This is a genomic window from Methylobacterium sp. CM6246 (assembly GCF_054818005.1).
Genome location: NZ_JBTXKY010000001.1, coordinates 1,087,524 through 1,111,825 on the forward strand (window position 1 = coordinate 1,087,524; position 24,302 = coordinate 1,111,825).

A 24,302-nucleotide genomic window follows, 5' to 3' on the forward strand; every position below is an offset into this window, starting at 1 on the left:
CGCCTGTATAATGGCGCAATTCGACCGTGGATTGCATGTTGCCGCTATGGACTTGTATCGGCACGGCATCATCAAGTTTCCGAACGCAGGTTTGCTCGCTTCGTCCCACGCGCGGGGTTGGACGGGCGTCGCGGCCGAGTTCCGCTCCCATCCGTCCGGAGACCTTCCGGCGATCGTGCCGACCCAGATGGAGATCACTCTGGCGACGCGGCGCAGTCCCGGTGCCCGGGTGAGCCGGAAGGGCGCGGGCGTGCGCCAGCAGACGCCCGTCGAGGCGGGGACGATCTGGCTGTGCCCGGTGGGTGTCGGTGAAGACGACATCAACATCTCGGCGCCACTCACCGAGATCCTGCACATCTACCTGCCGGTCGATCGCTTCAAAGCCCTGGCCGACCTGTACGGCGATGCCCGCATCCGGGCCGATACGGTGCGCTACCTCGCGGACGTCCAGGATCCGCTGATCCGCCAGATCGCCCTGTCGATCCTCGGTGAACTCGTGGCGGAGAGTTCGGCGGGCCGGATGATGGTGGAGACCGCCGCGCTGACCCTCACCGCGCGGATCGCCCAGGCCTACGGGCACGATCGCCCGGACGCGGCCGCCGCAACCTCGGAGGAGGGCGCCTGTCCCGACCGGATTCAGCGCGCGATCGCCTTCATTCGCGACAATCTCGAGCGCGATCTCTCGATCAACGAGCTCGCCGCCGTCGCGTGCCTGAGCCCGTTTCACTTCGCCCGGATGTTCAAGCGCGTGACGGGACAGACGCCCTACGGCTACGTCAGCGGGGAGCGATTGGCGTGTGCCTGCCGGCTCCTGGCCGACCGCAAGACCCCGATCCTCGACGTCGCGCTGCGCTCCGGGTTCTCGAGCCAGGCCGCCTTCGGAACGGCGTTCAAGCGCGTCAAAGGTCACACGCCGTCCGAATATCGGAGGCTCTTCAGCTAGGTGTCGGATTTCGAAAAGCAAGATCGAAGAAAAGTCCCGCAATCTCGATGAGTACTTTACAGTTTAAATAAAGATAGTGTTTTTCCTGCAGAAACAGGAGAGACTACGATGCTCGATACATCTCCCTCGCGCCCTGATCGATCGGAGACGCGCCTCGGCTTGTCCGCACTGCGCGCCTGGGAGCGGGCAATCACGCCGTCCCATTGTCCACCTCGGCGGCCCCGGGACTGGCCCGCGACGTGGTCGGACGGGGCCGACATCCTGGCCCACAGAGTGGAGGCATCGGATGTCCCCTCTTCCATCGCGCGTTGCGACGCCCTGCTCGTGCAGGTCTTGCCGACGGATCGGCCGGCCGCGGAGCGTGAACGGCCACAACCCGGGGATGTTCTACTCGTGGATCTGCGGCAACCCCACGCGATCGCTGTCCTGCCAGGAGCCGTTCATATCGCCCTCCACAGCACGCTGCTCGGGGAGATTGCCGCATGCTTTCGCTCCGGCCGGGCCAACCCCCTCGACGCGCTGACGGAGGCCTGCGGCCGGCGCCTGACCGATGCCACGATCCGCGATCTGGCACTGCGCGCCTGCGCAACGGTCGATCGAACGGATCGCGGGGCGACGGTGTTCCGCAACCAACTCGGCCGGGCGCTGGCGGCGCACCTGCTTTCAACCTACGCGGCCTTCGTAGACGCGGCGGAGCCGGCACGCGGCGGTCTCGCGCCCTGGCAACTCAAGCGCGCTCAGGATCGGATGCGCGATGCGCTCGCCCGATCGCTCAGCCTGCCGTCGGTCGCGGCGGCCTGCGGCCTGTCACCCAGCCATTTCGCCCGCGCCTTCCGCTGCTCCACGGGAGTCTCGCCCCATGCCTGGCTCGTGCGGCAACGCCTCGCCCGCGCCAAGGACCTGATGCGCGCGCAAGACCTGTCGTTGGCCGACATCGCCCTGGCCTGCGGCTTCGCCGATCAGAGTCATTTCACCCGCGTCTTCGCCCGTGAGGAGGCCATGAGCCCGGGCCGCTGGCGCCGGTCGATCGAACGGGACTCGGCCGCGTGCTGAGCCGCTCCGGTCCGCCCGCCCGCCGCGACGCCGCCGTCAGGTCGCGTGCTCGGCCGACGGGAGCACCGTGGCGACTCCCCCGAGGAGCGTCTGGATCTTGGCCTGGATGATGTCCTTGATGTTCCCGTCCGGCGGAAGGCGATAGATGAATTCCCGCACGCCGAGGTAGAATATCGAGGAATGGATGGACCAGACGATCTCGATCTCGATGTTCGATGCCGGCACATCCCTGATCGACGGCCGATCGAAGTGGGTCCGCAATTCCTCGACCACGCTCTCGAACACGCGGTCGCGCAGGAAATTCAGATAGCGGGCGTTGAAATCCAGGTTCTTCAAGCCCGCGAACATGAAGAGCCGGACCCACTCCGGCGTCAGGATGACGTTGGCGTAACTGATGTAGAACTTCGTCAGCCGCGTCTCCAAGGGGACGCTTCGATCCTTGATCGTCTCCTCCCAGAACGGGTCCCAGCGCCCCACGAAGACGTCCTGGTAGACGCGCTCGATCAGAGCCTCCTTGCTCGGGAAATAGCGGTAGAGCAGCGGCTGCGTGATCCCCAGGATCGTGGCGAGTTCGCGCGTCTGACCTTCGAAGCCGCGCTCGGCGAAGAACGCGACGGCTGCCGTGGCGATGCTCTTCTCACGGTCGATGGGCGAAAGCCGCCTGCGCGACCCGGTTTGGCCCCGCTCGGCAGGGTTCTGGGGGGGGCGGGAGGCGGTGAGCGGACCAGCAGGGCCGGATTTCGGCTTGGGCGAACGGGCCATGAGCCCTCGATACCATAGGGGCCGGAATGATCAAACGATAAACGAGGCGGATCCGTCCTCGCCGCTGTCAGAGCCTCCGCCGCGCACAATCAAAGTCAGCGCACCGCCACATTCTTTATCGAACGATAAACAACATTGACAGGCAGCCGAGGCTGTCTCATTATTGATCAAGCGATAATCAGCGACCGGGATTGGACGCGCCGCGCCGAGGGCCGGGCGGATCACCCAATCAGGGGAGGGGGCGTTATGGGAACGACCGGGAACGGGCGTCGCGGGAGGCGGCCCAACGCTGTCGTGATCGGCGGCTCCATGGCGGGTCTCTTCTCAGCCCTGCTCCTGCAGCGGGCCGGCTGGGAGGTCGACGTCTTCGAGCGCGCTGGCAGCGAGCTGTCCGGGCGCGGCGCCGGCATCGTCACCCACGCCGAGCTGTTCAGCATCCTCCAGGCCGCCGGGATCGATCGGCAGGCCGCCGAAGTCGGCGTGTCGGTGGTCGGGCGGCGGGTGCTGGCGCGGGACGGCTCGATCGTCGGCGCGCTGGCGCTTCCCCAGGTCTTGACCTCCTGGGGACATCTCTACGGGCTGCTCCGCGATGCGCTCCCCGCCGCGCGCTACCATCACGGCTGCACCCTCGCGCGGGTCGAGGAGGGCGTCAGGACCGTCACGGCCCATTTCGAGGACGGCTCCTCGGTCTCGGGGGACCTGCTGATCGGAGCGGACGGGATCTTCTCCGCGGTGCGCGCGCAGTTCTCACCGGAGATTGTCCCGAGCTACGTCGGCTACATCGCCTGGCGCGGCCTCGTGGATGAGGCCGCGGTGTCGCCGGAGACGCGTGAGGCGCTCCTCGACCACTTCGCCTTCGCGTTGCCGGACGGCGAGCAGATGCTGGGCTATCCGGTGGCGGGTGCCGACAATGCGATGGCGCGCGGCCGCCGCCGCTACAACTTCGTCTGGTATCGCCCGGCCGCGGCGGACACCGTCTTGCGCGACCTGCTGACCGATCGCGACGGCGTCGCCCATCCGCTGTCGATACCGCCGGGCCGGATCCGCCCCGAGATCGTCGCGGCGATGCGCTCGGACGCGCGCCGGCTCCTGGCGCCGCAATTCGCCGAGGTCGTCGAGAAGGCCGAGCAACCGTTCATCCAGGCGATCCAAGACCTCGAACCCCCCCGGATGCGGCTCGGCCGGCGGGTCGTCATCCTGGGCGATGCCGCCTTCGTCGCCCGGCCGCATGTGGGCATGGGCGTTACCAAGGCCGCCTCGGATGCGCAGAGCCTTGTTGATGCGCTGGCGGCGCATCCGGATGACCGCGACGCGGCGCTGGCGGCCTTCGAGGCGAGCCGCCTCCGCTACGGCGCCGCCGTGATCCGCCGGGCCCGGGAACTCGGCGCCTACATGCAGGCCCAGATCCTCACCCCGGAGGAGCGCGCCATGGCCGAGCGCCATCGCCGGCCGGAGGCCGTGATGGCCGAGACCGCCGTCGCCACCGGCATCGCGGCTTGATCCGAGGCTTCCGCAGAGGAGGACGCAGTGAACAGCGCACGCATCTCAAGCCACCCCACCTTCCGTCGGCTGTGCTTCGAGCGGAACTGCCTCGGCATCTCCCTGGCGGTGGTGATGGCGACAGCCTACTTCGCCTACATCCTCACGATCGCCTTCCGGCCCGACCTCCTCGGCACACCCATCCGGGACGAAGACGGCACGATCCTGACCTGGGGGCTTGTCGTCGGGGTGGCGCTCCTCGGTCTGGGGTTCGTGCTCACGCTCATCTACGTGCTCGTGGCCAACACGCGCCTCGACGGCCTCAGCCGGCGCCTGCGGGAGGATCTCCGATGACCGGCGCGCGCTTCCTGCCCGCCGCGGCGGCGATCCTTCTCGCCGACGTCGCCCACGCGGACGCCTTGGCGGGGCCGGTGACACGCCAGCCGCTGAATTCGATGGCGATCGCGATGTTCCTCGCCTTCGTCGCGATCACCCTCGCGATCACCGTCCGGGCTGCGCGCAGCGGGACCAAGACGGCGAGCGACTATTACGCGGCCGGCGGTGGGCTGAGCGGTTTCCAGAACGGGTTGGCCATCGCGGGCGACTACACCTCCGCGGCTACCTTCCTGGGTGTGACGGCGCTGATCTACACGTCGGGCTATGACGGGATGATCTACGCGGTCGGCTTCCTCGTCGGCTTTCCGATGATCCTGTTCCTGATCGCCGAGCCGCTGCGCAATCTCGGTCGCTTCACATTCGCCGACGTGGCGGCCTACAGGCTGTCTGAAGTTCCGGTGCGCCTCGTGGCAGGCGTGAATACCCTCGTCATCGTGCTGTTCTACCTGATCGCCCAGATGGTCGGGGCCGGCAAGCTGATCGAGCTGCTCTTCGGGCTGCCCTACATCGCCGCGGTGGTGCTCGTCGGCGTGCTGATGATGGCCTACGTCGTGTTCGGCGGCATGCGCGCGACGACCTGGGTCCAGATCATCAAGGCGGTCCTGCTGCTTTCGGGATCCGTCCTGATGTCGACGCTGATCCTGGCCCGCTTCGGTTTCAGCCTGGAGGCGCTGTTCGCCCGCGCGGTGGCCCTTCATCCGAAGAAGCTGGCCATCATGGCGCCGGGGGGGCTGGTCCGGGATCCGGTCTCGGCGATGTCGCTGGGGCTCGCGCTGATCTTCGGCACGGCCGGCCTGCCGCATATCCTGATGCGCTTCTTCACCGTGGCCGATGCCCGCCAGGCGCGGTTCTCGATCCTCGTCGCCACGGGGTTCATCACGGTCTTCTACACGCTGCTGTTCATCCTCGGCTTCGGCGCCATCGCGCTGGTGCGGGGCGATCCGGCTTACCTGGACGCGGCCGGCGGCGTCATCGGCGGCACCAACATGGTCGCCCTCCACCTGGCGGACAAGCTCGGCGGCTCCCTGCTGCTCGGGTTCATCTCGGCGGTGGCCTTCGCGACGATCCTGGCCGTGGTCTCGGGGCTGACGATCGCCGGGGCCTCGGCGGCAAGCCACGATCTCTACGCCCGCGCCCTGCGCCGGGGCCGCGCCACCGAGCAACGGGAGGTTCAGGTGTCGAAGGCCGCCGCGGTCGCCATCAGCCTGGTCGCGATGGGGCTCGGCATCCTCTTCGAGAATCAGAACATCGCCTTCCTGGTCGGGCTCGTCTTCGCCATCGCGGCGAGCGCGAACTTCCCCGTGATCCTCCTCTCCGTGGCGTGGCGGGACCTGACCACCCGCGGGGCGGTCACGGGGTCGCTTGCGGGCCTCGTCAGCTCTCTCGTTCTGGTCGCGCTGAGCCCCGGCGTCTGGACCGCGACGCTGAAGCTCGGCGCCGCCCCGTTCCCGTACGACAACCCCGCCCTGTTCTCGGTCCCGCTGGCCTTCCTGACCTCTTGGGCGGTGTCGCGGCTGGACCGGAGCGAGGCCGCCGCATCGGTCCGCACGGCCTACGCCGCACAGCACGTGACGGCCCATACCGGCTTCGACCGGGCCGCCGCACCGGCCGCCCACTGAACCGACAAGGAGAACGGCCATGACGCAGCAGACGACGTGGAACTGGCCGACGCCCCCGGGCGACTGGCCGCAGGACCTGCGCGCGGATTTCGCCGCCGGTTCGGGGCGCGGACAGGTCGGGAGCCGCCTCGTCTCGGAGACGGACCGCGTCCGGGTGTGGGCGCTCAGCCTGAAGCCGGGCGAGCGGATCGGCTTCCACACCCATGTGCTCGACTACTTCTGGACTGCCGTCACCGGAGGGCGCGCCCGCTCACACTATCCGGACGGCCGGATCAACGAAGTCGCCTACGAGCCGGGTGACACCCAGCACCACACCTTTCCGGCCGGCGCGTTCATGATCCACGATCTCGAGAATATCGGTCCGACCGAACTCACCTTCACGACCGTCGAGTTCCTCGACAGCGCGAACGCGCCGCTTCCCCTGACGGGGCGATGACGTCCGCCCCGGCCGTCCGGCCACGCGGCGGCGACGCCGGACCCGACCGGAGGCCGTCGCCACGCACGAACCTTGCTGTGAACGCCGGCGCGGCACGGCATCATGAGAACCTCCTGGGTCGCTCCCCCCGGATCGGACACGTTTGGCCTTGCGAGTGACATGCCGGAAGCAACCGTTCACATCGTCGACGACGATCCGGCTGTGCGCAGCGCGCTGACGCGTCTGTGCAGGTCGGCCGGTCTCGCGGCGGTCGCCCATCGGGATCCGACCACGCTGCCGATCGCCCGGACGCGCGAAGCGTCGGAATGCATCCTGCTGGACGTGCGCCTCACCGAGCAGAACGGTCTGACGGTCCAGGAGACCTTGCGCGATGCCGGCTGCACCGTGCCGATCATCTTCCTCACCGGATACGGGACCATCCCCATGACCGTGCGGGCGATGCGCGGAGGAGCGGTCGAGTTCCTGACCAAGCCGGTCGGCGACGGCGTGCTGCTCGAGGCCATCCATCGCGCGCTGGAGATGGACGCCGCCGCCCTGCGGGCCGGCCGCCTTCAAGACGCGTTGTCCAGGCGCCTCGCAGCGCTGACGGCGCGGGAAGGCGATGTGCTGCGATGTGCGATCGGCGGCTTGATGAACAAGCAGATCGCCGCCGAACTCGGGATCACGGAGATCACCGCCAAGGTCCACAAGCGCCGCATGATGGAGAAGATGCAGGCCCGCTCGCTCGCGGACCTCGTGCTGATGGCGCATCACCTCGGGATCGAGGCGACGCGGCAGCGTTGACCAAACCGATCGGTCCCGGCCTTCGCCGAATCCTGCACGGTGAGATCGCCGGACGGGCCGTTCGTCTCTGCCGGTGCCGGCCTGAGCCTCATCGGTTTCGCCCGGAAAGCCCGGCAAGCTGGAGGGCTGTCGCGGCGGCGGCGAGCGACACGCCCAGGCCCGAGACCGCAAGCCAGCCGCCCGCCTGCCAAGCGGCGGTGGCCCCCGCCGAGCCGGCCGCGCCGCCGAGGAACATGGCGCCCATCAGGATCGTGTTGAGACGGCCCCGGGCCTCGGGCCGGAGGGCGAAGATCAGGTGCTGGTTCGAGACGAGGGCACTCTGCATGCCGAAGTCGAGCAGGATCACGCCGATCACGATTCCCGCGAGCGCGTTCCAGGCCCCCAGCACGAGCCAGGAGATCAAGGTCACCGCTGCGCCGATCGCCACCACCGCGTGAGGGCCGCGCCGGTCCGCTACGCGGCCCGCGATCGGGGCCGCGAAGATGCCGACCGCGCCGACGATTCCGAACAGGCCCGCCACGTCGGCGCCGAGGCCGAAGCGCGGTTCCTGCAGGCGGAAGGCCAGGATCGTCCAGAACACCGTGAAGGCGGCGAAGATCAGCGCCTGGGTCACGGCTGCGAGACGAAGCGCCGGCAGCTCGCGCCAGAGGTGCGTGAGCGAGCGCATCAGCGCACCGTAGGGCAGGGCCTGGGCGGGTCGGCTCACCGGTAGGCTGACTGCCATCAGCCCTCCGGCTCCCAGGGCCATCGGCACGCCCAGCCAGAACATCGCCCGCCAACCGCCGTGGGTCGCCACGAACCCGGCCAGCGTTCGGCTCAGCAGGATCCCGGTGAGGATCCCGGACAGGACCGTGCCCACGACGGCACCGCGGCGCTCGGGTTCGGCGAGGTGGGCGGCGAGCGGGACGATCTGCTGCGCGACGGTGGCGGACAGGCCGACGAGCAGCGAGGCCACGACGACCAGCGCGGCGTTGGGCGCCAAGGCTGTGAGCAAGAGCGCGACGGCGAGCACCACGAACTGACCGACGATGAGTGCGCGGCGTTCGACGAGGTCGCCCAGCGGGACCAGCAGGAAAAGACCCAACGCGTAGCCGAACTGCGTCGCTGTGGGCACCAGCCCGGTGAGGCCGCCGGGCAGATCCGCCTCCATGATGCTCAGCATCGGCTGATTGTAGTAGATGTTGGCGACCGCGATGCCGGCTGCGCCGGCCATCGCGAACATGAGCCCGCGCCGGAGGAGAGCGGGCTCCCGGGTCTCCAGAGACTCCTGCGTGATCATCGCCATCTCCCATCAAGCCGGGCGCGGGCGCCACCGGGAGGCGGCAGCACGAGCGCACCGGCGGAACGCGTTACCGGGTGCTCAGGCCAAGTCTGGGTCGAGGAAGCGGTGGATCGCCTGGACCACGACAGATCCTTCCCCGACCCCGGACGCGACGCGCTTGACCGAGCCCGCGCGGACGTCCCCGACCGCGTAGATGCCGGGTGTCGTGGTGGCGAAGGGCGACGACAGAGCCTGCCCGGCGGCGTCCCGACCGGTCGATACGAAGCCGCCTGTGTCGAGCGGCAGGCAGCCGCACAACCATGCGGTGTTGGGCGCGGCGCCGATCATCACGAACAGAGCGCCGAGCGCGTGTGCCTGGACGTCACCGGTCTTGGTGTCGCGCCACGAGACACGACGCAGGAACGCGTCGCCGTCGAGGGCGGCCACCTCCGTGAACGGATGCACGGTGATCTTCGGCGACGTGCTGATCCGCCGGACGAGATAGTCCGACATCGTCGCCCGCAAGCCGGGTCCGCGCACCAGGATATGGACGTGGGCGGCGGTGGCGGACAAAAACATCGCCGCCTGCCCGGCGGAGTTGCCGCCGCCGACGACCGCGACCGCCTGCTGCTCGCACAACTGCGCCTCCGTCCCGGTCGCCGCGTAATAGATGCCCTGTCCCTCGAACCTCGCGTAATCCGGCAGGTCGAGCTTGCGGTAGCGCGCCCCCGTCGCGACGACGACCACCTGGGCGCGGACGGACCGCCCGTCCTCCAGGACGATGCTGTAGGGGCGATCCGTGCAGTCGAGACGGCAGGCCGCGCGGGAGATCGCGAGATGGGCGCCGAACTTCTGCGCCTGGATCTGGGCCCGTCCGGCCAGCGCCTGCCCCGAGATGCCGGTCGGGAAGCCTAGGTAATTCTCGATCTTGGAGGATGTGCCGGCCTGCCCCCGGGGGCCTCCTCCTCGATCACGATGGTCGAGAGGCCTTCCGAGGCCGCGTACACTGCGGCGGCCAAGCCGGCCGGCCCGGCACCCACGACCGCGACGTCGAAGATCCGGCCGTCGTCGAGGGGTTCGGTGAGGCCGATCCGGTCGGCCAGTTCCCAGGTGGAGGGATTCTGCAGAACGAGTGGGCCTGGCGCGACGACCGACGGGAGATCGGACTGCGTGAGTCCGAAGCGTCGCATCATCTCCGCCGCGTCGGCGTCGAGGTCGGTGGCGACGGTCCGATGCGGATAGGCGTTGCGCGTCATGAAGCGCTGGAGGCGCAACGTTTCCGCGCAGTGGCTCGGTCCGATCAGCACCACGCCGCCGTGCTGGTGCCGCACGAAGCCGAGGCGGCGCAGGATGAAGGCCCGCATCACGATCTCGGAGAGGTCCGGCTCGGCTGCCAGCATCCGCCGGAACTCCAGGCGCGGAACCCGGATCAGCCGGGTCTCCATCCGGGCCTGGCTGCTGACAAGGGATGCACGCCCGTTCAGGAAGTTCGTTTCGCCGGCGAACTGTCCTGGATGATGGACCGTGAAGACGTGACGCTCACGGTCCGGACCCTCGTCGAACGTCTCCACCTCGCCATCGAGCACCAAGAAGAAGTCCGCGGCGCGATCGCCCCGCCGGTAGAGGAACGAGCCAGCCGGCACCGTTTCCTCCGTTCCGTACCGGGCGATGCGCGCGATCATGCCCGCGTCGAGGCGCGGAAAGGTCTGGGCCTCCCGGAGGTAGGGATCCGTCTGATCGAGGGGGGAGGACATCGCGGCATCGCCGAGCGTCTGGACCATCGGAGATTTCTCCTCGTTCAGCGGGCTGGTTTCGGGATCGCCCCGTCGCCGGAAACGGAGGACGGACTCGGCGCCCCGGTCGCGACGCTCACGGTCGCGGTCAAGCCTGCGGCGAGCGTCACGTCATCCGGTACGGCGTCGATCGTGACGCGGACCGGGATCCGCTGGGCGAGCCGGACCCATGTGAAGACGGGATTGACCGCGGGCAGGCCGGCGACGCCGAGCGTCGCGTTCGGGTCCATGATGCCGCCGGCCACGCTCTGGACGCGTCCGTCCAGCACCCGGTCCGGGTAGCCCATCAGCACGATCCTGGCGGCGTCGCCGACCCGGATGCGGCGCAGCTGCGTTTCCTCGAAATAGCCCGCGACCCAGTAGCTGTCGGAATTGATGAGCGTCATCGCGGCTTGGCCCGCGATCGCGTACGTGCCGGCCTGCAGGAGGAGGTTGGTCACGGCGCCGTTGACGGGCGAGCGTACCTCCACGCGCGAGAGGTTGAGCTCGGCGTTCTCCAGATCGGCGACGGCACCCTGGTAGGCAGCCTCGGCCGCGTCCGCGTTGCTCTGGAACGTCTGGCGCACCTCGTCGCTGACCGCGAGGTCATCGAGCTTGTTGCGGCGGTCCGCCTCGGCCCGGGCGTTGGCGACCTGCGCAGCGGCCCGCGCCACGGCGGCCTGCGCGCGCTTGACCGCGATCCGGTAGTCGCGCGGATCGATCCTGAACAACACGTCGCCTTTGCGGACCGGCTGGTTGTCGGTGACGAGGACCTCGGTGACCTGTCCCGATATCTCGGCCGCGACCTGCGCAGTGTAGGCGCGCACGCTGCCGTCGCGGGTCCAGGGCGTGTCGACGTAGTAGGCCCAGGCGAGCCAGGCGAGGAACCCGGCTCCAGCCAGCACCGTCGCCACCGCGAAGAGGCCGAAGACCGACGGGACCGCGGGATGGGGAAGCGGCGTCGGAAGCGGGGTCGGCGGCTGCACCCGTGCCGGCGGTGCCCTGTCCTGTTGGAAACGTGGCATCATTCACAGACGCCCGAGCATGAGGACGAGCCCCGACAGCGTCACGGTGAAGCAAACGAGTTCGATGAGCGGCGCATGCGACCAACGCCGAGTCGCCCGGATCCGGCGCACGGCGATGACGACGCCGCCGGTCACGCACCCGGCGATCAGCACGCAGGGCGCGAAGGGCGCTACGAAAACCCCCAGGATATCGATCTCGCGCAGCGGCATCACGGGGCGGCCCTCCAGATCCGTCCGGGGAGCACCACCTCGAAAGCCGCGACCGCGAACGCAATGCCGACGAAGACCGCTAGGCTCTCGTTCAGCGAGCCGCCGAGATCGTATTGCATTGGGTTGGTCGGATCGACCGCAGTCAGGAATGACAGGTTGTAGCCGATCGCAGCTCCGGTCGTCCGCAGATCCGTGACCGCGACCGCACCGACGAAGAGGAAGGGGAACAGAACGACGGCGAGGATCTCGAAGGCGGCCGGCGTACCGAGGAGGTAATACTTCGCGCCGAGCCCTGCGATCTGTCCGACGCCGACGCCCCAGAGATAGGCGCGCGCGTGCCTGTCGGAATCGGGCATCGTCGCAAAGATGATCGACACGACGCCCGCGAAGGCGACGAAGAGGCCGCCGGTGGGCCAGGCGGTCGTGATCCAGATCGCCCAGGCGGCCCCCACGACCAGGAAGGTTCGAAGCGCATTGGCGGCGACCACGTCCGAACTCGGCATCGCGGCGGCTGCGATCGCGGGCGGTGCGCCCTGGCCGATCTCCGCAAGCGCGCTCGCCGCGTAGACGCAGCCGATCCCCAGCGAGATCTCCGCACCGCGCGCCAGGGCCGTCCCGAATACCGACAAGGGCGCATCCGAACTCAGGACGACGATCACGCCCGCCGTCAGGCCACCCAGAGCCGCGCCGTAGGAGGCAAGGCCCGGTAGGCTGCCCCCGATATAGGCGCTGAGCCCGAACCACAGGGCCAGATACACCCCCAAGCTGATCGGCGACTGACCGAAAGCCGCGATCCCGACCACGCCGGCGACGAGCCCCAGCACGGTCCCGATCATCCGCCATGCCCCTTTCCGGGCGACCAGCCCGCGGGTGGGCAAGGCCAGCGACATCACCGTCCAGGCGGCCCAGCGCGGCGTGTCGAGCTGAAGCCACATGGCCAGCCAGAGCGCCGCCAGAGCAGCCAGCGTCGTCCGGATCCCGAACGGTACGCCGGTCGCAGCGAGGCGCCGCAGAACGTGGGTCGCGTGGTCAATCAAGGAATCTGTCATCGTCGAGGGACGCTCCCCGCAGGACCGGCGTCCGGCCAGGCGGTGGGGCTTTCCGGGCCGCGCTGCCCGGCAGTGCGAGGATCAGGCTGCCGGGATCAGAAAGCCCCGCCGGCGCGTCAGCGCCTCGGCCACGGGACGCGGCACCCCCAGGTTGGTCGCCAGCACGTCCGGGGGGTTCGAGCCCAGCCAAGCCGAGAGATCGTTGGCCTGGTAACGCCCGTTGTTGAAGCCGATGAGCACCCGGAGGATGCCGGGCCCCGTGTTCCGGATGTAGTGTCCCGATCCCATCGGGGCGTAGCCGATATCGCCAGCTTCGAAGGTCTCGACGATGACATGGCCTTCAGCCAGGAACACGGCCATCTCGGCCGATCCGTCCAGGTAATATTGCCATTCGTCCGCGTTCGGGTGCCAGTGCAGCTCCCGCATCGCCCCCGGCTCGATCTCGAGCACCGATCCTGCCATCGTGATCGAGAGCGGGAATTCGTCGACCGTGACGGTGCGCTGGGTGCCGCCTCCCGGGACGCGCCGCGGTTCCTGTGCGTGGAGCGGGTACCGATGCCGCGACGTCAGCTCCGGCCGCGCCCGGGGCGCAGAATCCGGCGACCGGTCGTCCGGCACGGGCCCCAGGGCGAAGTACGCCTCGCCCCGGGGTAAGCCGGCGCAATCCGCGGGTGCGATGCCGAGGTTCTGCGCCAAGGCGGCCTCAGGCGTATGCGCCAGCCAATCCGTGACGCTGAAGGTGTGGTCTTCGGAGAAGTCGCCGCTGTCGAAGATGAGGATAAAGTGGCACTCCTCCGGTCCAAGCCCCTGGATCGAGTGCCCCCAGCCGCGCGGGAAATACCAGACGTCGCCGGGGCCGAACGTGTCGATCGCCGAGCCGCCGTCGGGGTTCAGGATCGTGGTGCGGCAGGACCCCGAGACGACGTAGGCCCATTCGGCAGCGTTGGCGTGCCAGTGCATCTCCCGCATCCCGCCGGGCGCGAGCCGCATGGATACGCCGGCAATGCCCTGACTTGCGGGAAACTGTTTCACCGAGGCGCCGCGGGTGACGCCTCCGGGTCCAAGGCGAGGTGGTTGCATCTCGAGGCGGTAGCGGAACGACAGATCCGTGCTGGTCACCGTACAACCCTCGTTGCAAGAGAAACGTGACGTCTCGCGGGGCGCTCCGGGCGATGCGCCGCGTCACATCCGGAAGCGGTGGAACGGTTGCGCGGTGCCGGGGGGAAACCCCACCCCACAGCGCCGCGCGCCAACGTTCCGGTTCGGAATCCGCTGATCGTGTTCCTGATCTGAAAGCGGTCGAACTCAGTAATACCTTGGGATCGGACCATCCTGAGGTGTGGTGTCACCGTCGAGATCGATCATAACCGCGTCGACATAACACCAGCCCCAACCTTCCGGAGGGTCGTATCCCTCGATGATGGGATGCGCGGTCGCGTGAAAATGGGCTGTCGCGTGACGCATGGGCGACTGATCACAGCAGCCCACATGACCGCAGGTTCGACAGATCCGCAGGTGAAACCACGCGCTGCCGATCCGGAGGCAGTCCTCACAGCCACGCGCACTCGGCGTCACCGTCTGAATGTCTGCACCGTGCCTGCAAACTGGCGCCACCCGGCTTCTCCATGCTTGACCGACGGCATCCGGATTGTGCGGGAGCAGCGCGACCCGGACGCAGCCTCACTCAAGAGACAGCGATCCCGCCCGAGCATCTTGTCGAAAGCTGCGGCCATTTGGACGATCGGATCGGTTCCACCGACATCGGCACGCGATCAGCCGGCCATGGCTGGCGGGCGCCGTGATACGAATGTTCCAAAAAGATAAGATCCATCAATATTCGTGAAGCTGCCTGCTCCATCCCTGCAGCATCCACCTGCACGTCGCCCCGGATTGCCTGCGGCGCCCAGGTGGCCCGAATCCGTCGCCGGGATACGGCGATCTTCAGGGATCATGGACGATGAAGTCACTTCTCCTCGGTGCCACCATGCTGGTCGGGCTGCTGATCGCCTCGGCCAATCCGAGCTTTGCGGCCGGTGACGGCTTGGATCGGGATGCGGCCGCGCAGGGCAACGGCCGTTTCGCCGGCATGCACCGCGGCGCTCGGATCACCTCACGGTACGGGGTGATGCGTCCGCGTCGCCATCATCGTCGCTGAGGCGTCCGGACAACTCAGCTCACCGCGCGGCGCGACCGGGGCCGGCGGCTTCCGGCCTCGGGTTCTGAGAGCTGGAGGCCGCGCGCCTGCGCATCGGACGCCGCGCGCCCCTGACCGCCGCCGCTCCGGATGCCCGTGAAGCCCACGCCCGTCTCCCGCCCGAGGACCCTGATGGCCAAAGTCAAGATCCGCGCCTACACCAATCCTGCCGGCGGCTGGGGCGCGCTGGAGGCGACCGGCAAGGCCCTTGTCGAGCAGGATATTCCGGTGCGGGGAGCGGCGACGCTGCTGCGCATGAACCAGCCGATGGGATTCGATTGCCCGGGCTGCGCCTGGCCCGATCCCAAGAAGCCGGGCCCGTTCGAGTTCTGCGAGAACGGCGCCAAGGCCATGGCCTGGGAAGCGACCGCCAAGCGGTGCACCCCGGACTTCTTCGCCGCCCACACGGTCTCCGAACTGGAGACGTGGAGCGACTACGATCTGGAGATGGTCGGTCGCATCACGCATCCGATGCGCTACGAGGCGGCCAGCGACAGGTATGTCCCGGTCGCCTGGGATGAGGCCTTCGCGCGGATCGGGACGATCCTGCGCGAGGATATCGAGCCGGATCAGGCCGAGTTCTACACATCGGGTCGCGCCTCCAACGAGGCCGCCTTCCTGTTCCAGCTCCTCGGCCGGGCTTACGGGACCAACAATTTCCCCGACTGCTCGAACATGTGCCACGAGGCGACGAGTGTCGGCCTCCCGCAGAGCATCGGCGTCGGCAAGGGCACGGTGCTGCTGGAGGATTTCGACCGCGCCGACGCCATCCTGATCTTCGGCCAGAATCCGGGCACCAACAGCCCGCGGATGATGACGAGCCTGCGCGACGCGGCGCGGCGCAACGCGGCCATCCTGAGCTTCAACCCGTTCCCGGAACGAGCCCTGGAGCGTTTTCAGGCGCCCCAGAACCCCGTCGAGATGGCATCGCTGACGTCCACGCCGATCTCGTCGCGCATCTTCCAGGTCCGGGTCGGAGGCGACGCGGCGGCCCTCAAGGGCATCATGAAGGCCTGCATCGCGATGGACGATGCCGCCACCGCCGCCGACGAGGGGCGCGTGCTCGATGTGGACTTCATCGCCGGCCACACGAACGGCTTCGAAGCCCTCGCGGCCGACCTCCGGTCCACATCCTGGGCGGCGATCGAGCGCCGCTCCGGTCTCACCCGCGCGGATCTCGAATCCGCGGCGCGGACCTACGTGGCGGCCGAGAACGCCATCCTGGTCTGGGGCATGGGGATCACCCAGCATCGGCGCGGCACCGAGAACGTCCGCCTGATCAGCAACCTCGCGCTCCTACGCGGCAATGTCGGGCGGCCGGGCGCCGGCCTGTGCCCGGTGCGCGGACATTCCAACGTCCAGGGCAACCGGACCGTCGGCATCACCGAGAAACCGACGCCGGAAATGCTCGACCGGATTCGGGACGCCTTCGGCTTCGAGCCGCCCCGGGCGCATGGCCACGACGTGGTCGCGGCGCTGGGCGCGATGGTGCAGGGCCAGGCGCGGGCCTTCATCGCGCTCGGCGGAAATTTCGCCGCCGCCGTCCCCGACACCGAAAGCGTCCAGCAGGCGATGCGCACGCTCGACCTGACGGTGGCGATCAACATCAAGCTCAACCGGGGACAACTCGTCCACGGCCGTGAAGCCTACATCCTCCCCTGCCTCGCCCGCAGCGAAGTCGACCATCAGGCGACGGGGCCCCAGTCGATCACCGTCGAAGACTCGATGTCGATGGTGCACGCCTCGGCCGGCCGCAACAGGCCCGCCTCCGAGCACCTGATGAGCGAGACCGCGATCGTGGCCGGCATCGCCCGGGCGACGCTCGGCCCGGGCTCGGCCGTTCCCTGGGAGGACTTCGCCGCGGATTACGACCGTATCCGCGACGCGATCGAGCGTGTGTTCCCGATCTTCCAGGGTTTCAACGCGCGGATCCGCGTGCCCGGCGGCTTCCATCTCACCTCGCTGGCGCGTGAGCGGATCTGGGCCACGCCGTCCGGCCGGGCCGAGTTCGCGGTCTTCGAGGGCCTCGAGGAGGATGCCCTCATGAGCGACCCCGGGGCGCTCTGGCTCACCACGATGCGCAGCCACGATCAGTACAACACGACACTCTACAGTCTGTCCGACCGGTATCGCGGCGTCTTCGGCGGCCGCATGGTGGTCTTCCTCAGCGAGTCCGAGATGGCCCGGCAGGGCGTCCGGGCCGGGGACCGGGTGGCGCTCGACACGATCGCTGACGACGGGGTCGCCCGCTCGGTGGAGAGCTTCCAGGTCGTGCCCTACCGGCTGCCCGACGGCTGCGTCGGCGCCTACTACCCCGAGGCCAACCCCCTGGTCCCGCTCGGCCTGCACGATCCGCAGAGCCACACCCCCTCCTTCAAGGCGATTCCCGTCCGGATGCGCCGCCTCGAGACGGGAGCCGCCTGACCATGGACGCCCTCACGCTCTCCCGGATCCAGTTCGCCTTCACGATCGGCTTCCACATCCTGTGGCCGGCCTTCACGATCGGCATCGCCTCGTTCGTCGCGTTCCTGAGCTTCCGGTGGTGGCGGACGGACAATCCGGTCTACGGCGCGCTGATGCGGTTCTGGATCCGCATCTTCGCGCTGGGTTTCGGCATGGGGGTCGTGACCGGGCTGGTGCTCTCCTACCAGATCGGGACCAACTGGAGCGGGTTCTCCCGGGCCGTCAGCAACGTGCTCGGTCCGTTCTTCATGTACGAGGTCATGACCGCCTTCTTCCTGGAGGCGGGCTTCATCGGCATCGTCATCTTCGGCGAGAACCGGGTCGGGCGCGGCGCGCATTTTTTCGCCTGCCTGATGGTCGCCACCGGGACCCTGTTCAGCGCCAGCTGGATCCTGGCCTCCAACAGCTGGATGCAGACCCCGGCCGGCTACACGCTCGATGCCGACGGCCTGTTCCACGTGGCCGACTGGTGGGCGGCGTTCTTCAACCCGTCCTTTCCCTATCGCTTCCTGCACATGGTCTGCGCCAGCTACATCACGGGCAGCTTCGTGGTCGCGGGTGTCTCGGCCTATCATCTCTGGCGGCGGCAGCATGTCGAGGTTGCCCGCAAGGGCTTCTCGCTGGCGATGGGCGCGGCCCTCGTGCTCGTCCCGCTTCAGCTCGTCATCGGCGATGCGCATGGACGCAACACGATGCGCCACCAGCCGACGAAGCTCGCCGCCATGGAGGGCCTCTGGGATTCCGGCTCGGGCGTGCCGGCGACGCTGATCGCGTGGCCCGACATGGCGGCTGAGCGCAACCGCTTCGAGATCGCCATCCCGCACGTCGCGAGCCTCTACCTGACGCATAGCTGGAACGGTTACGTGCAGGGCCTCAAGGCCGTCCCGGCCGCCGAGCGGCCCTATGTGCCGCTGGTGTTCTTCGCCTTCCGCATCATGGTCGGCATCGGCATCGTGCTGCTGATCCTGGCGATCATCGGCGGTGTGCTCCGCTGGCGCGGCCGCCTGTTCACCACCCGCTGGTTCCAGCTCGCGGCCATGGCGGCGACCCCGCTGGGCTTCATCGCGGTGATCGCCGGCTGGACCGTGACCGAGACCGGGCGGCAGCCCTATGTCGTCTACGGGCATCTGCGCACGGCCGACGCCGTGGCGCCGCTGGCGCCGGGCGCCGTACTGACCTCGCTGCTGATGTTCGCCCTGGTCTACAACCTGCTGCTCCTGGCCTTCTTCTGGTACGGCGCGCGCGTTGTCATCCGCGGACCGGCCGTGATCACGGGCATGCACCCGAACGCGGTGCGCCCCGGCCTCGAGCAGGCCGGAACGGCGGTCCTGGGCCGGGGGCGCGCCCTCACCACGCCGATCGCGGCCGGGGGATGACGATGGACCTGCCCCTGATCTTCGCGCTCGTCTCGGCCTTCGCCATCGCGATCTACGTTCTGGCCGACGGCTTCGACCTCGGCATCGGCATCCTGTTCCTGCTCGCTCCGCGCGATCGGCATCGGGACCTGATGATGCAGAGCATCGCGCCGATGTGGGACGGCAACGAAACCTGGCTCGTGCTCGGCGGCGCCCTTCTCTGGGCCGCCTTCCCGGTCGCCTATTACGTGCTGCTTCCAGCCTTCTACCTGCCGATCATGGCGATGCTGTTCGCCCTGATCCTGCGCGGCATCGCCTTCGAGTTCCGGTTCCAGGCGACGCGTTTCCGGCGCGTCTGGGACTTCGCGTTCGCGGGTGGCTCCCTCCTCGCCGCGCTGGCGCAGGGCATCGTCCTGGGCGGCTTCATCGGCGGCGTTCCGATGCACGATGGCGCCTTCTCGGGAACCGCCTTCAATGCTTTCAGCCTGCTGGGGCTGCTCTGCGGCGCGGGTCTCGTCGGCGGTTATGCGTTGCTCGGCGCCGGCTGGCTGATCTGGCGCACCGAGGGTGCGGTTCAGGTCTTCGGCCGGGAGGTCGGACGCGCCGCCCTGATCCTCACGGCCAGCATGATGACCCTCGTGAGTGCCTGGACGGCCCTCACGGTTCCCGAAGTCGCGCAGCGGTGGTTTGCAGGGCCGCAGGTGCTGCCGCTGGCGCTCTTTCCGCTGGCGGCCGCCGGCGTCTCGGTGCTGATCGGGCGCAGCCTGTGGAGCCGGCGCGAGACCCGCGTTTTTCAACTGACGATCGTGTTGTTCCTCCTCGGCTTCGCGGGTCTGGTGGTCAGCCTCTGGCCCTACGTCGTCCCGCGCCACGCCACGATCTGGAGCGCCGCGTCCGACGACGCGACCCTGCGCTTCGTCGGGGTCGGTGTGCTGATCGTCGTGCCGGTCATCATGGCCTATCTCGGCCACGCCTACTGGGTCTTCCGCGGGAAGACGGTGCTGGAGGCGCACGGGACCGAGGAGGCTCGGCCAGCGGCTCCGCCCGTAGGCCGACGCGCCACCGCGTCCGAGACCGCCCTGCACCTGTGCTGATGCTGGCCCCCGGCGCCGCCGCAGCCGAATCCTCACGGACCGCATCGCCCTGGCCCTCGCAGCTCCGATCGACGGCTCGGGCGGTGGAGGGCGATGCTCCGGTCCCGGGCGCCACGGCGGTCGAGAGCGCAGCCGCCGCAGCGCGGATTTCTGGCCGATATTGTTCGCGACCGGTGCCGGCGCAAAATTGCGCCAGCCGGCATAGGTGACGATGGTGCGAAGATTGATCGCTGCGCAGAGTTCCACACTCTATACGGCGCCCGCCATGTACATCTACATGAGTCGCCACGGCAGACCGCTGCGTCGCGGCAGCGTCGATAACCGGTTCGACCGCCCCGGCTCGATCGCGGCCATCGCACGGGTCTGACGTCAGGAGGTCGTAGCGACGACATGCAAGCGCCGCAGCTCATCGTTCAACCGGACCACGGCGTCGAGCCGGTCGTCGCGCTGATGCGGAGCGCCGAGCGGGAAATCCTGCTCAAGCAATTCACCTTCGACCATCCCCTGCTGATCGACGCGGTTCTGGCTCGCCACGCCGAGGGCGTAGCGGTGCGCGTCCTCCTCAACCCGGCCAAGGGCACCGGCGAACGCATCAACGACGGGACCTTCGCGCGCCTGGAGGAGGCCGGCATCCCCGTGCGTTGGACGTCGCCGCGCTTCCTTGTCACGCACGAGAAGTCCCTGGTCGTGGACGGCGCGCGCGCCATGGTGGCGACGTTCAACTTCATGGAGAAGTACTTCACCAAGACCCGGGATTACGCGGTCGTCCTGTCCGATCCCGGTCAGGTCGCCGGCATCCGGGCCTGCTTCGAGGGCGATTGGAGCGGCGAGGCGTTCGCGCCCGACGGCGGCTCCGACCTGTCCTGGAGCCCCGGGGGCGCCAGGGCGATCCTGTGCGACCTGCTCGACGGCGCCGAGCGCAGCATCGATCTCGCCCACCCGAAATTCGCCGAGCCGGTGATCTTCGAGCGGATCCACGCCGCCCTGAAGCGCGGGGTGCGTGTCCGCCTGTTGTGTGGCGGCAAGCACGGGCTGCACCAGCCCGACCTGATGTACTCTTTCGCCCTGTGGCGCCTGTACCGCGCGGCCGGCGGCCGGCTTCACAAGCAGCGGGGGCTGCGCAGCCACGGCAAGATCGCGATCATCGACGGGGCGCGGGTCTATCTCGGCACCCAGAACCTCGATCAGGCCGCCTTCGACCTGCGGCGCGAGCTCGGCGTCGTTGTCCGAGACGCCGCGACCGTCGGCGCGATCGCGGCGATCTTCGAGGCGGATTGGCGTGGCTCGCGGCGGTACGAGCCCCCCTATCCGATCGCCGCGGCCGACGCGGAGGAGAATGCGGAGTTCGAGCCGGATGCCGACCTCCGACACAGCTGAGCCCGTCCCGGTCCGAACCGCCGTGGCGCCCGGACTTCCGGAGCTGTTCTGGCTGTTCAACCGGCTGACGCTGGTCAGCTTCGGCGGCGGTCTCACGGCCTGGGCGCGCAAGCTGATCGTCGAGGACAAGCGCTGGCTCGACGACGCCGAGTTCCTCAGCGCCTACGCGCTGGCCCGGGTGCTGCCCGGGGCCAACCAGGCGAACTTCGCGATCTATGTCGGCCACCGCTTCCGCGGCGTGCCTGGAGCGGCGGCCGCCCTGCTCGGCCTGACGCTCGTGCCGTTCTGCATCGTCCTGGGCCTCGCCTGGGCCTACTTCCGGAGCGGCGCGGTCCCGGCGGTTCAGGATATCCTGCGCGGGGTCACCGCCGCCGCAGTCGGGCTCGCCCTGTCGGCAGGCCTGAAGGCCGGCGAGGGCTTCGCGCGGCGGCCCGCGGCGCTCGCCATCATCGCCCTGGCCTTCGTGGGCTCGATCGTTCTGCACCTCCCGCTCCTCGCCGTCCTGGCGATCCTGGCACCCCCGGCCTTCCTGGTGGCGTGGCGGCATCCGCGCCGGCGCGGAGACGCGGAGACCGAGCGGTGAGACCCGGCGCTCTCGTCGCGCTCGCGACCTTCTTCAGCACGATGTCGATCCTGTCGATCGGCGGCAGCAACAGCGTCGTGCCGGAGATGGCGCGTCATGCGGTCGGGGAGGCGCACTGGCTCACCGGCGGCGCGTTCTCCGACCTCTTCGCGATCTCGCAGGCCGCGCCCGGGCCGAGCAACCTGATCGTCGCGATGATCGGCTACAAGGTCGCGGGCCTCGCCGGGGCGGTCGTCGCCCAGGCCGCCATGATGCTTCCGGCCGCGGTGCTGATGATCGTCGTGGCGCGGATCTGGCAGGCGTCCTCGGGGGCCGCTTGGCATATCGCCCTGGAGGCGGCGCTCGGGCCGATCGCGGTCGGGCTGATCCTGGCAAGCGGGTGGACGGTCGCGGAGGGGGCCGGCTTCTCGTCTCGCGGGTACAGCGCCGCAGCGATCTTCACCCTGCTGTTCTGGCGCACCAATCTCAATCCGCTCCCCATCTTGGCCATCGCGGGCTTTCTGGGCTGGATGCGCGCGATCTGAGTCCTTTGGCCGGCGGCAGGCGGAGAACGGCGGATCAGTGGACGAGGTCTGCCGGGAGATGGGCGTGCCCGATCCGACGCTTTATCGCGGGACGAATCAGTTCGTCGGCATAGGCGTGCTGGCGATCCGCTGGCGCAAGCACTTTGAGGACGAGAACGGCAAGCTCAAGCGGCTGGTTGTTCCGTGGCATCTCATTGAAACCCACCGGAGGCGATCGGTCTTTCTGCTCCGCCTGCCACTGCGCGTACCCAATGGAAGCCGACGATATCACTCCCAGGGACGCGGCGCGAAGTGCATCCGGGTCGATGACAGGGACGGATGCATCGCTGGAAGCACGCCGGGTCCGGCGCAGCGTTACAATTTCGATGCTGGCCATGGGCGGGAGGCCGTGGCATGGCCAAGCCGGTGATTGATCATCCCGTCTGCCCCCCTCCCGCGCAGCCTGCCAGCCTGGGTTGGTCCAGCTTCTTCGAAGACCAGCGGGGGGACGACGAGGCCGATCTCGCCCCCATGCGGATCGCCACGGTCCACCGCTCCCGCATGACCGCCCTGGCTCTCACCGGACCGGTCAAGCTGACGCTTCCGGTTCATACGAACACCGGCGCCTTCGCGGTGGGCGATTGGGTGCTGGTCGATCCGCGGACCCAGACCCTGCACCGCCGCCTGGACCGCAGGTCGGTCCTGGAGCGACGCACCGAAGGCGGCAGGATTCCGCAGGTGGCCGCGGCCAACGTCGATACGCTGTTCATCGTCACATCCTGCAACGCGGATTTCAATCCTGCTCGGCTGGAGCGCTATCTGGCTCTCGCCAATCAGGGCGGTGCAAATCCGGTGATCCTGCTGACCAAGGCGGACACGGTGGCCGATGCGCAAACCTACCGGGACCAAGCCGCCGCGTTGCAGCGCGGTCTGGCGGTCGTGATCGTCGATTCCCGTCTCCCGGAGGCTGCAGGCGCCTTATCGCCGTGGTGCGGCGTCGGACAGACCGTTGCACTGGTCGGCTCCTCCGGTGTCGGCAAGTCGACCCTGGTGAACACCCTGACCGGCGTGAACGCGGAGGTCTCCCAGGAGACGGGCAGCATCCGCGAGCACGACGCGAAGGGGCGCCACACCACGACGTCGCGCTCGCTGCACGCCATCGCGGGCGGCGGCTGGGTCATCGACACGCCCGGGATGCGAACGCTTCAGGTCAGCGACGCTGCCGACGGCATCGCGACCTTGTTCGCCGAGATCACCGAACTGGCGCCTTCGTGCCGGTTCCGCGACTGCACGCATGCCCACGAACCCGGTTGCGCAGTGCGGGCCGCCGTCGCCAACGGCCAGCTGGATCCCGATAGGCTGACCCGATGGCGCAAGCTGCTCACCGAGAACCTCGACAACGCCAAGGTGTCCAGCGGGCCGCGCGGCCGTCAGAATACCGGCCGGTAGGCTGTCGGTCTGCGTCGAAGCGAGCGTCTGAAACAGAGACGGCGAACGCTTTGCCCGACCGATAGGACTTACGGTCCGGTCGGCGGCAGCACGGGCGCCGATCGTGGTACGGCCAGGTCATACGATCGCAGCGCATTGTGCGAGTCTGAAGCGCCTCACAGAATGGCACGATGAAGGCTGGCCGAATGGTGGACCGCTATTTCCGGGTCCTTCCACGGCCTGGCGGTTCGAAGAGTCGATGCGACATGCCGCTGTACGAGCGATGCGGTCGCCGAGGCCTGAAATCCGCTTAACCTACTGCTATCGTTAGACAAAAATCTGGTGCCGGTGGAGAGGATCGAACTCCCGACCTTCGGTTTACAAAACCGCTGCACTACCGCTGTGCTACACCGGCCCACAGTGAGAAACGACGTATCGAGGGATAACCAGGAAGCCTCGGTGTGTGAGAATTTTGTGTGATCGTCAACCCACCCGACTGTGGCCGAGAGGGGCTTAG

General features: G+C 68.6%; 25 protein-coding genes and 1 tRNA gene. 16 read left to right on the plus strand and 10 right to left on the minus strand.

Annotation, left to right across the window (positions count from 1 at the left end):
• The first annotated feature begins 175 nt into the window (after window positions 1–175).
• Together ACYQPG_RS05530 and ACYQPG_RS05535 are read left to right on the plus strand one after the other, a co-directional pair.
• Window positions 176–943 (plus strand): helix-turn-helix domain-containing protein, encoded by a 768-nt coding sequence (locus ACYQPG_RS05530; RefSeq protein ID WP_419828899.1) that lies wholly within the window; start codon window positions 176–178, stop codon window positions 941–943.
• A 393-nt stretch (window positions 944–1,336) separates the two neighbouring features.
• On the plus strand, window positions 1,337–1,996 hold the full coding sequence (locus tag ACYQPG_RS05535) for a helix-turn-helix domain-containing protein (RefSeq protein WP_461230463.1): 660 nt from the start codon (window positions 1,337–1,339) through the stop codon (window positions 1,994–1,996).
• Between the two features lie 36 nt (window positions 1,997–2,032).
• Here ACYQPG_RS05535 and ACYQPG_RS05540 read toward each other — a convergent pair whose 3' ends face one another.
• Window positions 2,033–2,758 (minus strand): TetR/AcrR family transcriptional regulator, encoded by a 726-nt coding sequence (locus tag ACYQPG_RS05540; RefSeq protein WP_461230464.1) that lies wholly within the window; start codon window positions 2,756–2,758, stop codon window positions 2,033–2,035.
• 246 nt (window positions 2,759–3,004) lie between these two features.
• Between ACYQPG_RS05540 and ACYQPG_RS05545 the strand changes: the two genes are divergently transcribed.
• From ACYQPG_RS05545 to ACYQPG_RS05565, 5 genes are all read left to right on the plus strand, one after another.
• The gene (locus tag ACYQPG_RS05545) at window positions 3,005–4,258 is read left to right on the plus strand and encodes an FAD binding domain-containing protein (RefSeq protein WP_461230465.1); all 1,254 of its coding nucleotides are present in this window, start codon (window positions 3,005–3,007) and stop codon (window positions 4,256–4,258) included.
• Window positions 4,259–4,285: 27 nt separating this feature from the next.
• The gene (locus ACYQPG_RS05550; RefSeq protein WP_147939661.1) at window positions 4,286–4,591 is read left to right on the plus strand and encodes a DUF485 domain-containing protein; all 306 of its coding nucleotides are present in this window, start codon (window positions 4,286–4,288) and stop codon (window positions 4,589–4,591) included.
• Window positions 4,588–6,252 carry a cation/acetate symporter ActP gene (actP, locus tag ACYQPG_RS05555; protein ID WP_461230466.1) on the plus strand — a complete coding sequence of 555 codons (1,665 nt, stop codon included), beginning with the start codon at window positions 4,588–4,590 and terminating at the stop codon, window positions 6,250–6,252. Before ACYQPG_RS05550 ends, actP begins: the two co-directional genes overlap by 4 nt.
• Before the next feature lie 19 nt (window positions 6,253–6,271).
• Window positions 6,272–6,688: a cupin domain-containing protein gene (locus tag ACYQPG_RS05560; RefSeq protein WP_147939659.1), complete on the plus strand. Its 417-nt coding sequence runs from the start codon at window positions 6,272–6,274 to the stop codon at window positions 6,686–6,688.
• 159 nt (window positions 6,689–6,847) lie between these two features.
• Window positions 6,848–7,471 (plus strand): response regulator transcription factor, encoded by a 624-nt coding sequence (locus tag ACYQPG_RS05565; protein WP_147939658.1) that lies wholly within the window; start codon window positions 6,848–6,850, stop codon window positions 7,469–7,471.
• Window positions 7,472–7,559: 88 nt separating this feature from the next.
• Here ACYQPG_RS05565 and ACYQPG_RS05570 read toward each other — a convergent pair whose 3' ends face one another.
• From ACYQPG_RS05570 to ACYQPG_RS05605, 8 genes are all read right to left on the minus strand, one after another.
• The gene (locus ACYQPG_RS05570) at window positions 7,560–8,750 is read right to left on the minus strand and encodes an MFS transporter (protein ID WP_246692733.1); all 1,191 of its coding nucleotides are present in this window, start codon (window positions 8,748–8,750) and stop codon (window positions 7,560–7,562) included.
• Between the two features lie 81 nt (window positions 8,751–8,831).
• Window positions 8,832–9,659, minus strand: a complete 828-nt coding sequence (locus ACYQPG_RS05575) for an NAD(P)/FAD-dependent oxidoreductase (protein WP_461232421.1) — start codon at window positions 9,657–9,659, stop codon at window positions 8,832–8,834.
• The gene (locus ACYQPG_RS05580) at window positions 9,644–10,513 is read right to left on the minus strand and encodes a Crp/Fnr family transcriptional regulator (protein WP_461230467.1); all 870 of its coding nucleotides are present in this window, start codon (window positions 10,511–10,513) and stop codon (window positions 9,644–9,646) included. The genes ACYQPG_RS05575 and ACYQPG_RS05580 overlap by 16 nt, the downstream gene beginning before the upstream one ends.
• A gap of 17 nt (window positions 10,514–10,530) precedes the next feature.
• A complete protein-coding gene (locus ACYQPG_RS05585; RefSeq protein ID WP_461230468.1) occupies window positions 10,531–11,529 on the minus strand; it encodes an efflux RND transporter periplasmic adaptor subunit in 999 nt (332 codons plus the stop codon).
• A gap of 3 nt (window positions 11,530–11,532) precedes the next feature.
• Window positions 11,533–11,739 carry a DUF1656 domain-containing protein gene (locus ACYQPG_RS05590; RefSeq protein ID WP_147939656.1) on the minus strand — a complete coding sequence of 69 codons (207 nt, stop codon included), beginning with the start codon at window positions 11,737–11,739 and terminating at the stop codon, window positions 11,533–11,535.
• Window positions 11,739–12,788 carry an FUSC family protein gene (locus ACYQPG_RS05595; protein ID WP_147939655.1) on the minus strand — a complete coding sequence of 350 codons (1,050 nt, stop codon included), beginning with the start codon at window positions 12,786–12,788 and terminating at the stop codon, window positions 11,739–11,741. The genes ACYQPG_RS05590 and ACYQPG_RS05595 overlap by 1 nt, the downstream gene beginning before the upstream one ends.
• 81 nt (window positions 12,789–12,869) lie before the next feature.
• A complete protein-coding gene (locus tag ACYQPG_RS05600) occupies window positions 12,870–13,907 on the minus strand; it encodes a cupin domain-containing protein (RefSeq protein ID WP_461230469.1) in 1,038 nt (345 codons plus the stop codon).
• A gap of 186 nt (window positions 13,908–14,093) precedes the next feature.
• Window positions 14,094–14,402 (minus strand): UBP-type zinc finger domain-containing protein, encoded by a 309-nt coding sequence (locus ACYQPG_RS05605; protein ID WP_147939653.1) that lies wholly within the window; start codon window positions 14,400–14,402, stop codon window positions 14,094–14,096.
• Window positions 14,403–14,745: 343 nt separating this feature from the next.
• On the opposite strand from ACYQPG_RS05605, the gene ACYQPG_RS05610 reads away from it, so the two are divergent.
• From ACYQPG_RS05610 to rsgA, 9 genes are all read left to right on the plus strand, one after another.
• Window positions 14,746–14,943, plus strand: coding sequence for a hypothetical protein (locus tag ACYQPG_RS05610; protein ID WP_147939652.1), 198 nt, complete (start codon window positions 14,746–14,748; stop codon window positions 14,941–14,943).
• A 171-nt stretch (window positions 14,944–15,114) separates the two neighbouring features.
• Entirely contained in the window at window positions 15,115–17,406 is a 2,292-nt protein-coding gene (locus ACYQPG_RS05615) for an FdhF/YdeP family oxidoreductase (protein ID WP_461230470.1), read from the plus strand.
• 2 nt (window positions 17,407–17,408) lie between these two features.
• The gene (locus ACYQPG_RS05620) at window positions 17,409–18,821 is read left to right on the plus strand and encodes a cytochrome ubiquinol oxidase subunit I (protein ID WP_461230471.1); all 1,413 of its coding nucleotides are present in this window, start codon (window positions 17,409–17,411) and stop codon (window positions 18,819–18,821) included.
• Between the two features lie 2 nt (window positions 18,822–18,823).
• Window positions 18,824–19,894 carry a cytochrome d ubiquinol oxidase subunit II gene (gene cydB / locus ACYQPG_RS05625; RefSeq protein WP_419828907.1) on the plus strand — a complete coding sequence of 357 codons (1,071 nt, stop codon included), beginning with the start codon at window positions 18,824–18,826 and terminating at the stop codon, window positions 19,892–19,894.
• A gap of 390 nt (window positions 19,895–20,284) precedes the next feature.
• On the plus strand, window positions 20,285–21,271 hold the full coding sequence (locus tag ACYQPG_RS05630) for a phospholipase D-like domain-containing protein (RefSeq protein WP_147939648.1): 987 nt from the start codon (window positions 20,285–20,287) through the stop codon (window positions 21,269–21,271).
• A complete protein-coding gene (locus ACYQPG_RS05635) occupies window positions 21,249–21,854 on the plus strand; it encodes a chromate transporter (RefSeq protein ID WP_419828908.1) in 606 nt (201 codons plus the stop codon). Before ACYQPG_RS05630 ends, ACYQPG_RS05635 begins: the two co-directional genes overlap by 23 nt.
• The gene (locus ACYQPG_RS05640; RefSeq protein ID WP_210249209.1) at window positions 21,851–22,378 is read left to right on the plus strand and encodes a chromate transporter; all 528 of its coding nucleotides are present in this window, start codon (window positions 21,851–21,853) and stop codon (window positions 22,376–22,378) included. The genes ACYQPG_RS05635 and ACYQPG_RS05640 overlap by 4 nt, the downstream gene beginning before the upstream one ends.
• Window positions 22,323–22,787, plus strand: coding sequence for a transposase (locus ACYQPG_RS05645; RefSeq protein WP_419829984.1), 465 nt, complete (start codon window positions 22,323–22,325; stop codon window positions 22,785–22,787). Before ACYQPG_RS05640 ends, ACYQPG_RS05645 begins: the two co-directional genes overlap by 56 nt.
• On the plus strand, window positions 22,772–23,806 hold the full coding sequence (gene rsgA / locus ACYQPG_RS05650) for a ribosome small subunit-dependent GTPase A (protein ID WP_461230472.1): 1,035 nt from the start codon (window positions 22,772–22,774) through the stop codon (window positions 23,804–23,806). Before ACYQPG_RS05645 ends, rsgA begins: the two co-directional genes overlap by 16 nt.
• 319 nt (window positions 23,807–24,125) lie before the next feature.
• Here rsgA and ACYQPG_RS05655 read toward each other — a convergent pair.
• A tRNA-Thr gene (locus ACYQPG_RS05655) sits at window positions 24,126–24,200 on the minus strand.
• Window positions 24,201–24,302: the final 102 nt, after the last annotated feature.

Excerpts from the sequence above, each read along its gene's own strand:
- ACYQPG_RS05610 (WP_147939652.1), top strand. The coding sequence starts at position 14,746 with ATGAAGTCACTTCTCCTCGGTGCCACCATGCTGGTCGGGCTGCTGATC.
- ACYQPG_RS05595 (WP_147939655.1), bottom strand. The coding sequence starts at position 12,788 with ATGACAGATTCCTTGATTGACCACGCGACCCACGTTCTGCGGCGCCTC.
- rsgA (WP_461230472.1), top strand. The coding sequence starts at position 22,772 with ATGGCCAAGCCGGTGATTGATCATCCCGTCTGCCCCCCTCCCGCGCAG.
- ACYQPG_RS05630 (WP_147939648.1), top strand. The coding sequence starts at position 20,285 with ATGCAAGCGCCGCAGCTCATCGTTCAACCGGACCACGGCGTCGAGCCG.
- ACYQPG_RS05570 (WP_246692733.1), bottom strand. The coding sequence starts at position 8,750 with ATGATCACGCAGGAGTCTCTGGAGACCCGGGAGCCCGCTCTCCTCCGG.
- ACYQPG_RS05565 (WP_147939658.1), top strand. The coding sequence starts at position 6,848 with ATGCCGGAAGCAACCGTTCACATCGTCGACGACGATCCGGCTGTGCGC.
- ACYQPG_RS05590 (WP_147939656.1), bottom strand. The coding sequence starts at position 11,739 with ATGCCGCTGCGCGAGATCGATATCCTGGGGGTTTTCGTAGCGCCCTTC.
- cydB (WP_419828907.1), top strand. The coding sequence starts at position 18,824 with ATGGACCTGCCCCTGATCTTCGCGCTCGTCTCGGCCTTCGCCATCGCG.
- ACYQPG_RS05620 (WP_461230471.1), top strand. The coding sequence starts at position 17,409 with ATGGACGCCCTCACGCTCTCCCGGATCCAGTTCGCCTTCACGATCGGC.
- ACYQPG_RS05615 (WP_461230470.1), top strand. The coding sequence starts at position 15,115 with ATGGCCAAAGTCAAGATCCGCGCCTACACCAATCCTGCCGGCGGCTGG.
- ACYQPG_RS05585 (WP_461230468.1), bottom strand. The coding sequence starts at position 11,529 with ATGCCACGTTTCCAACAGGACAGGGCACCGCCGGCACGGGTGCAGCCG.
- ACYQPG_RS05545 (WP_461230465.1), top strand. The coding sequence starts at position 3,005 with ATGGGAACGACCGGGAACGGGCGTCGCGGGAGGCGGCCCAACGCTGTC.
- ACYQPG_RS05635 (WP_419828908.1), top strand. The coding sequence starts at position 21,249 with ATGCCGACCTCCGACACAGCTGAGCCCGTCCCGGTCCGAACCGCCGTG.
- ACYQPG_RS05580 (WP_461230467.1), bottom strand. The coding sequence starts at position 10,513 with ATGGTCCAGACGCTCGGCGATGCCGCGATGTCCTCCCCCCTCGATCAG.
- ACYQPG_RS05560 (WP_147939659.1), top strand. The coding sequence starts at position 6,272 with ATGACGCAGCAGACGACGTGGAACTGGCCGACGCCCCCGGGCGACTGG.
- ACYQPG_RS05540 (WP_461230464.1), bottom strand. The coding sequence starts at position 2,758 with ATGGCCCGTTCGCCCAAGCCGAAATCCGGCCCTGCTGGTCCGCTCACC.
- actP (WP_461230466.1), top strand. The coding sequence starts at position 4,588 with ATGACCGGCGCGCGCTTCCTGCCCGCCGCGGCGGCGATCCTTCTCGCC.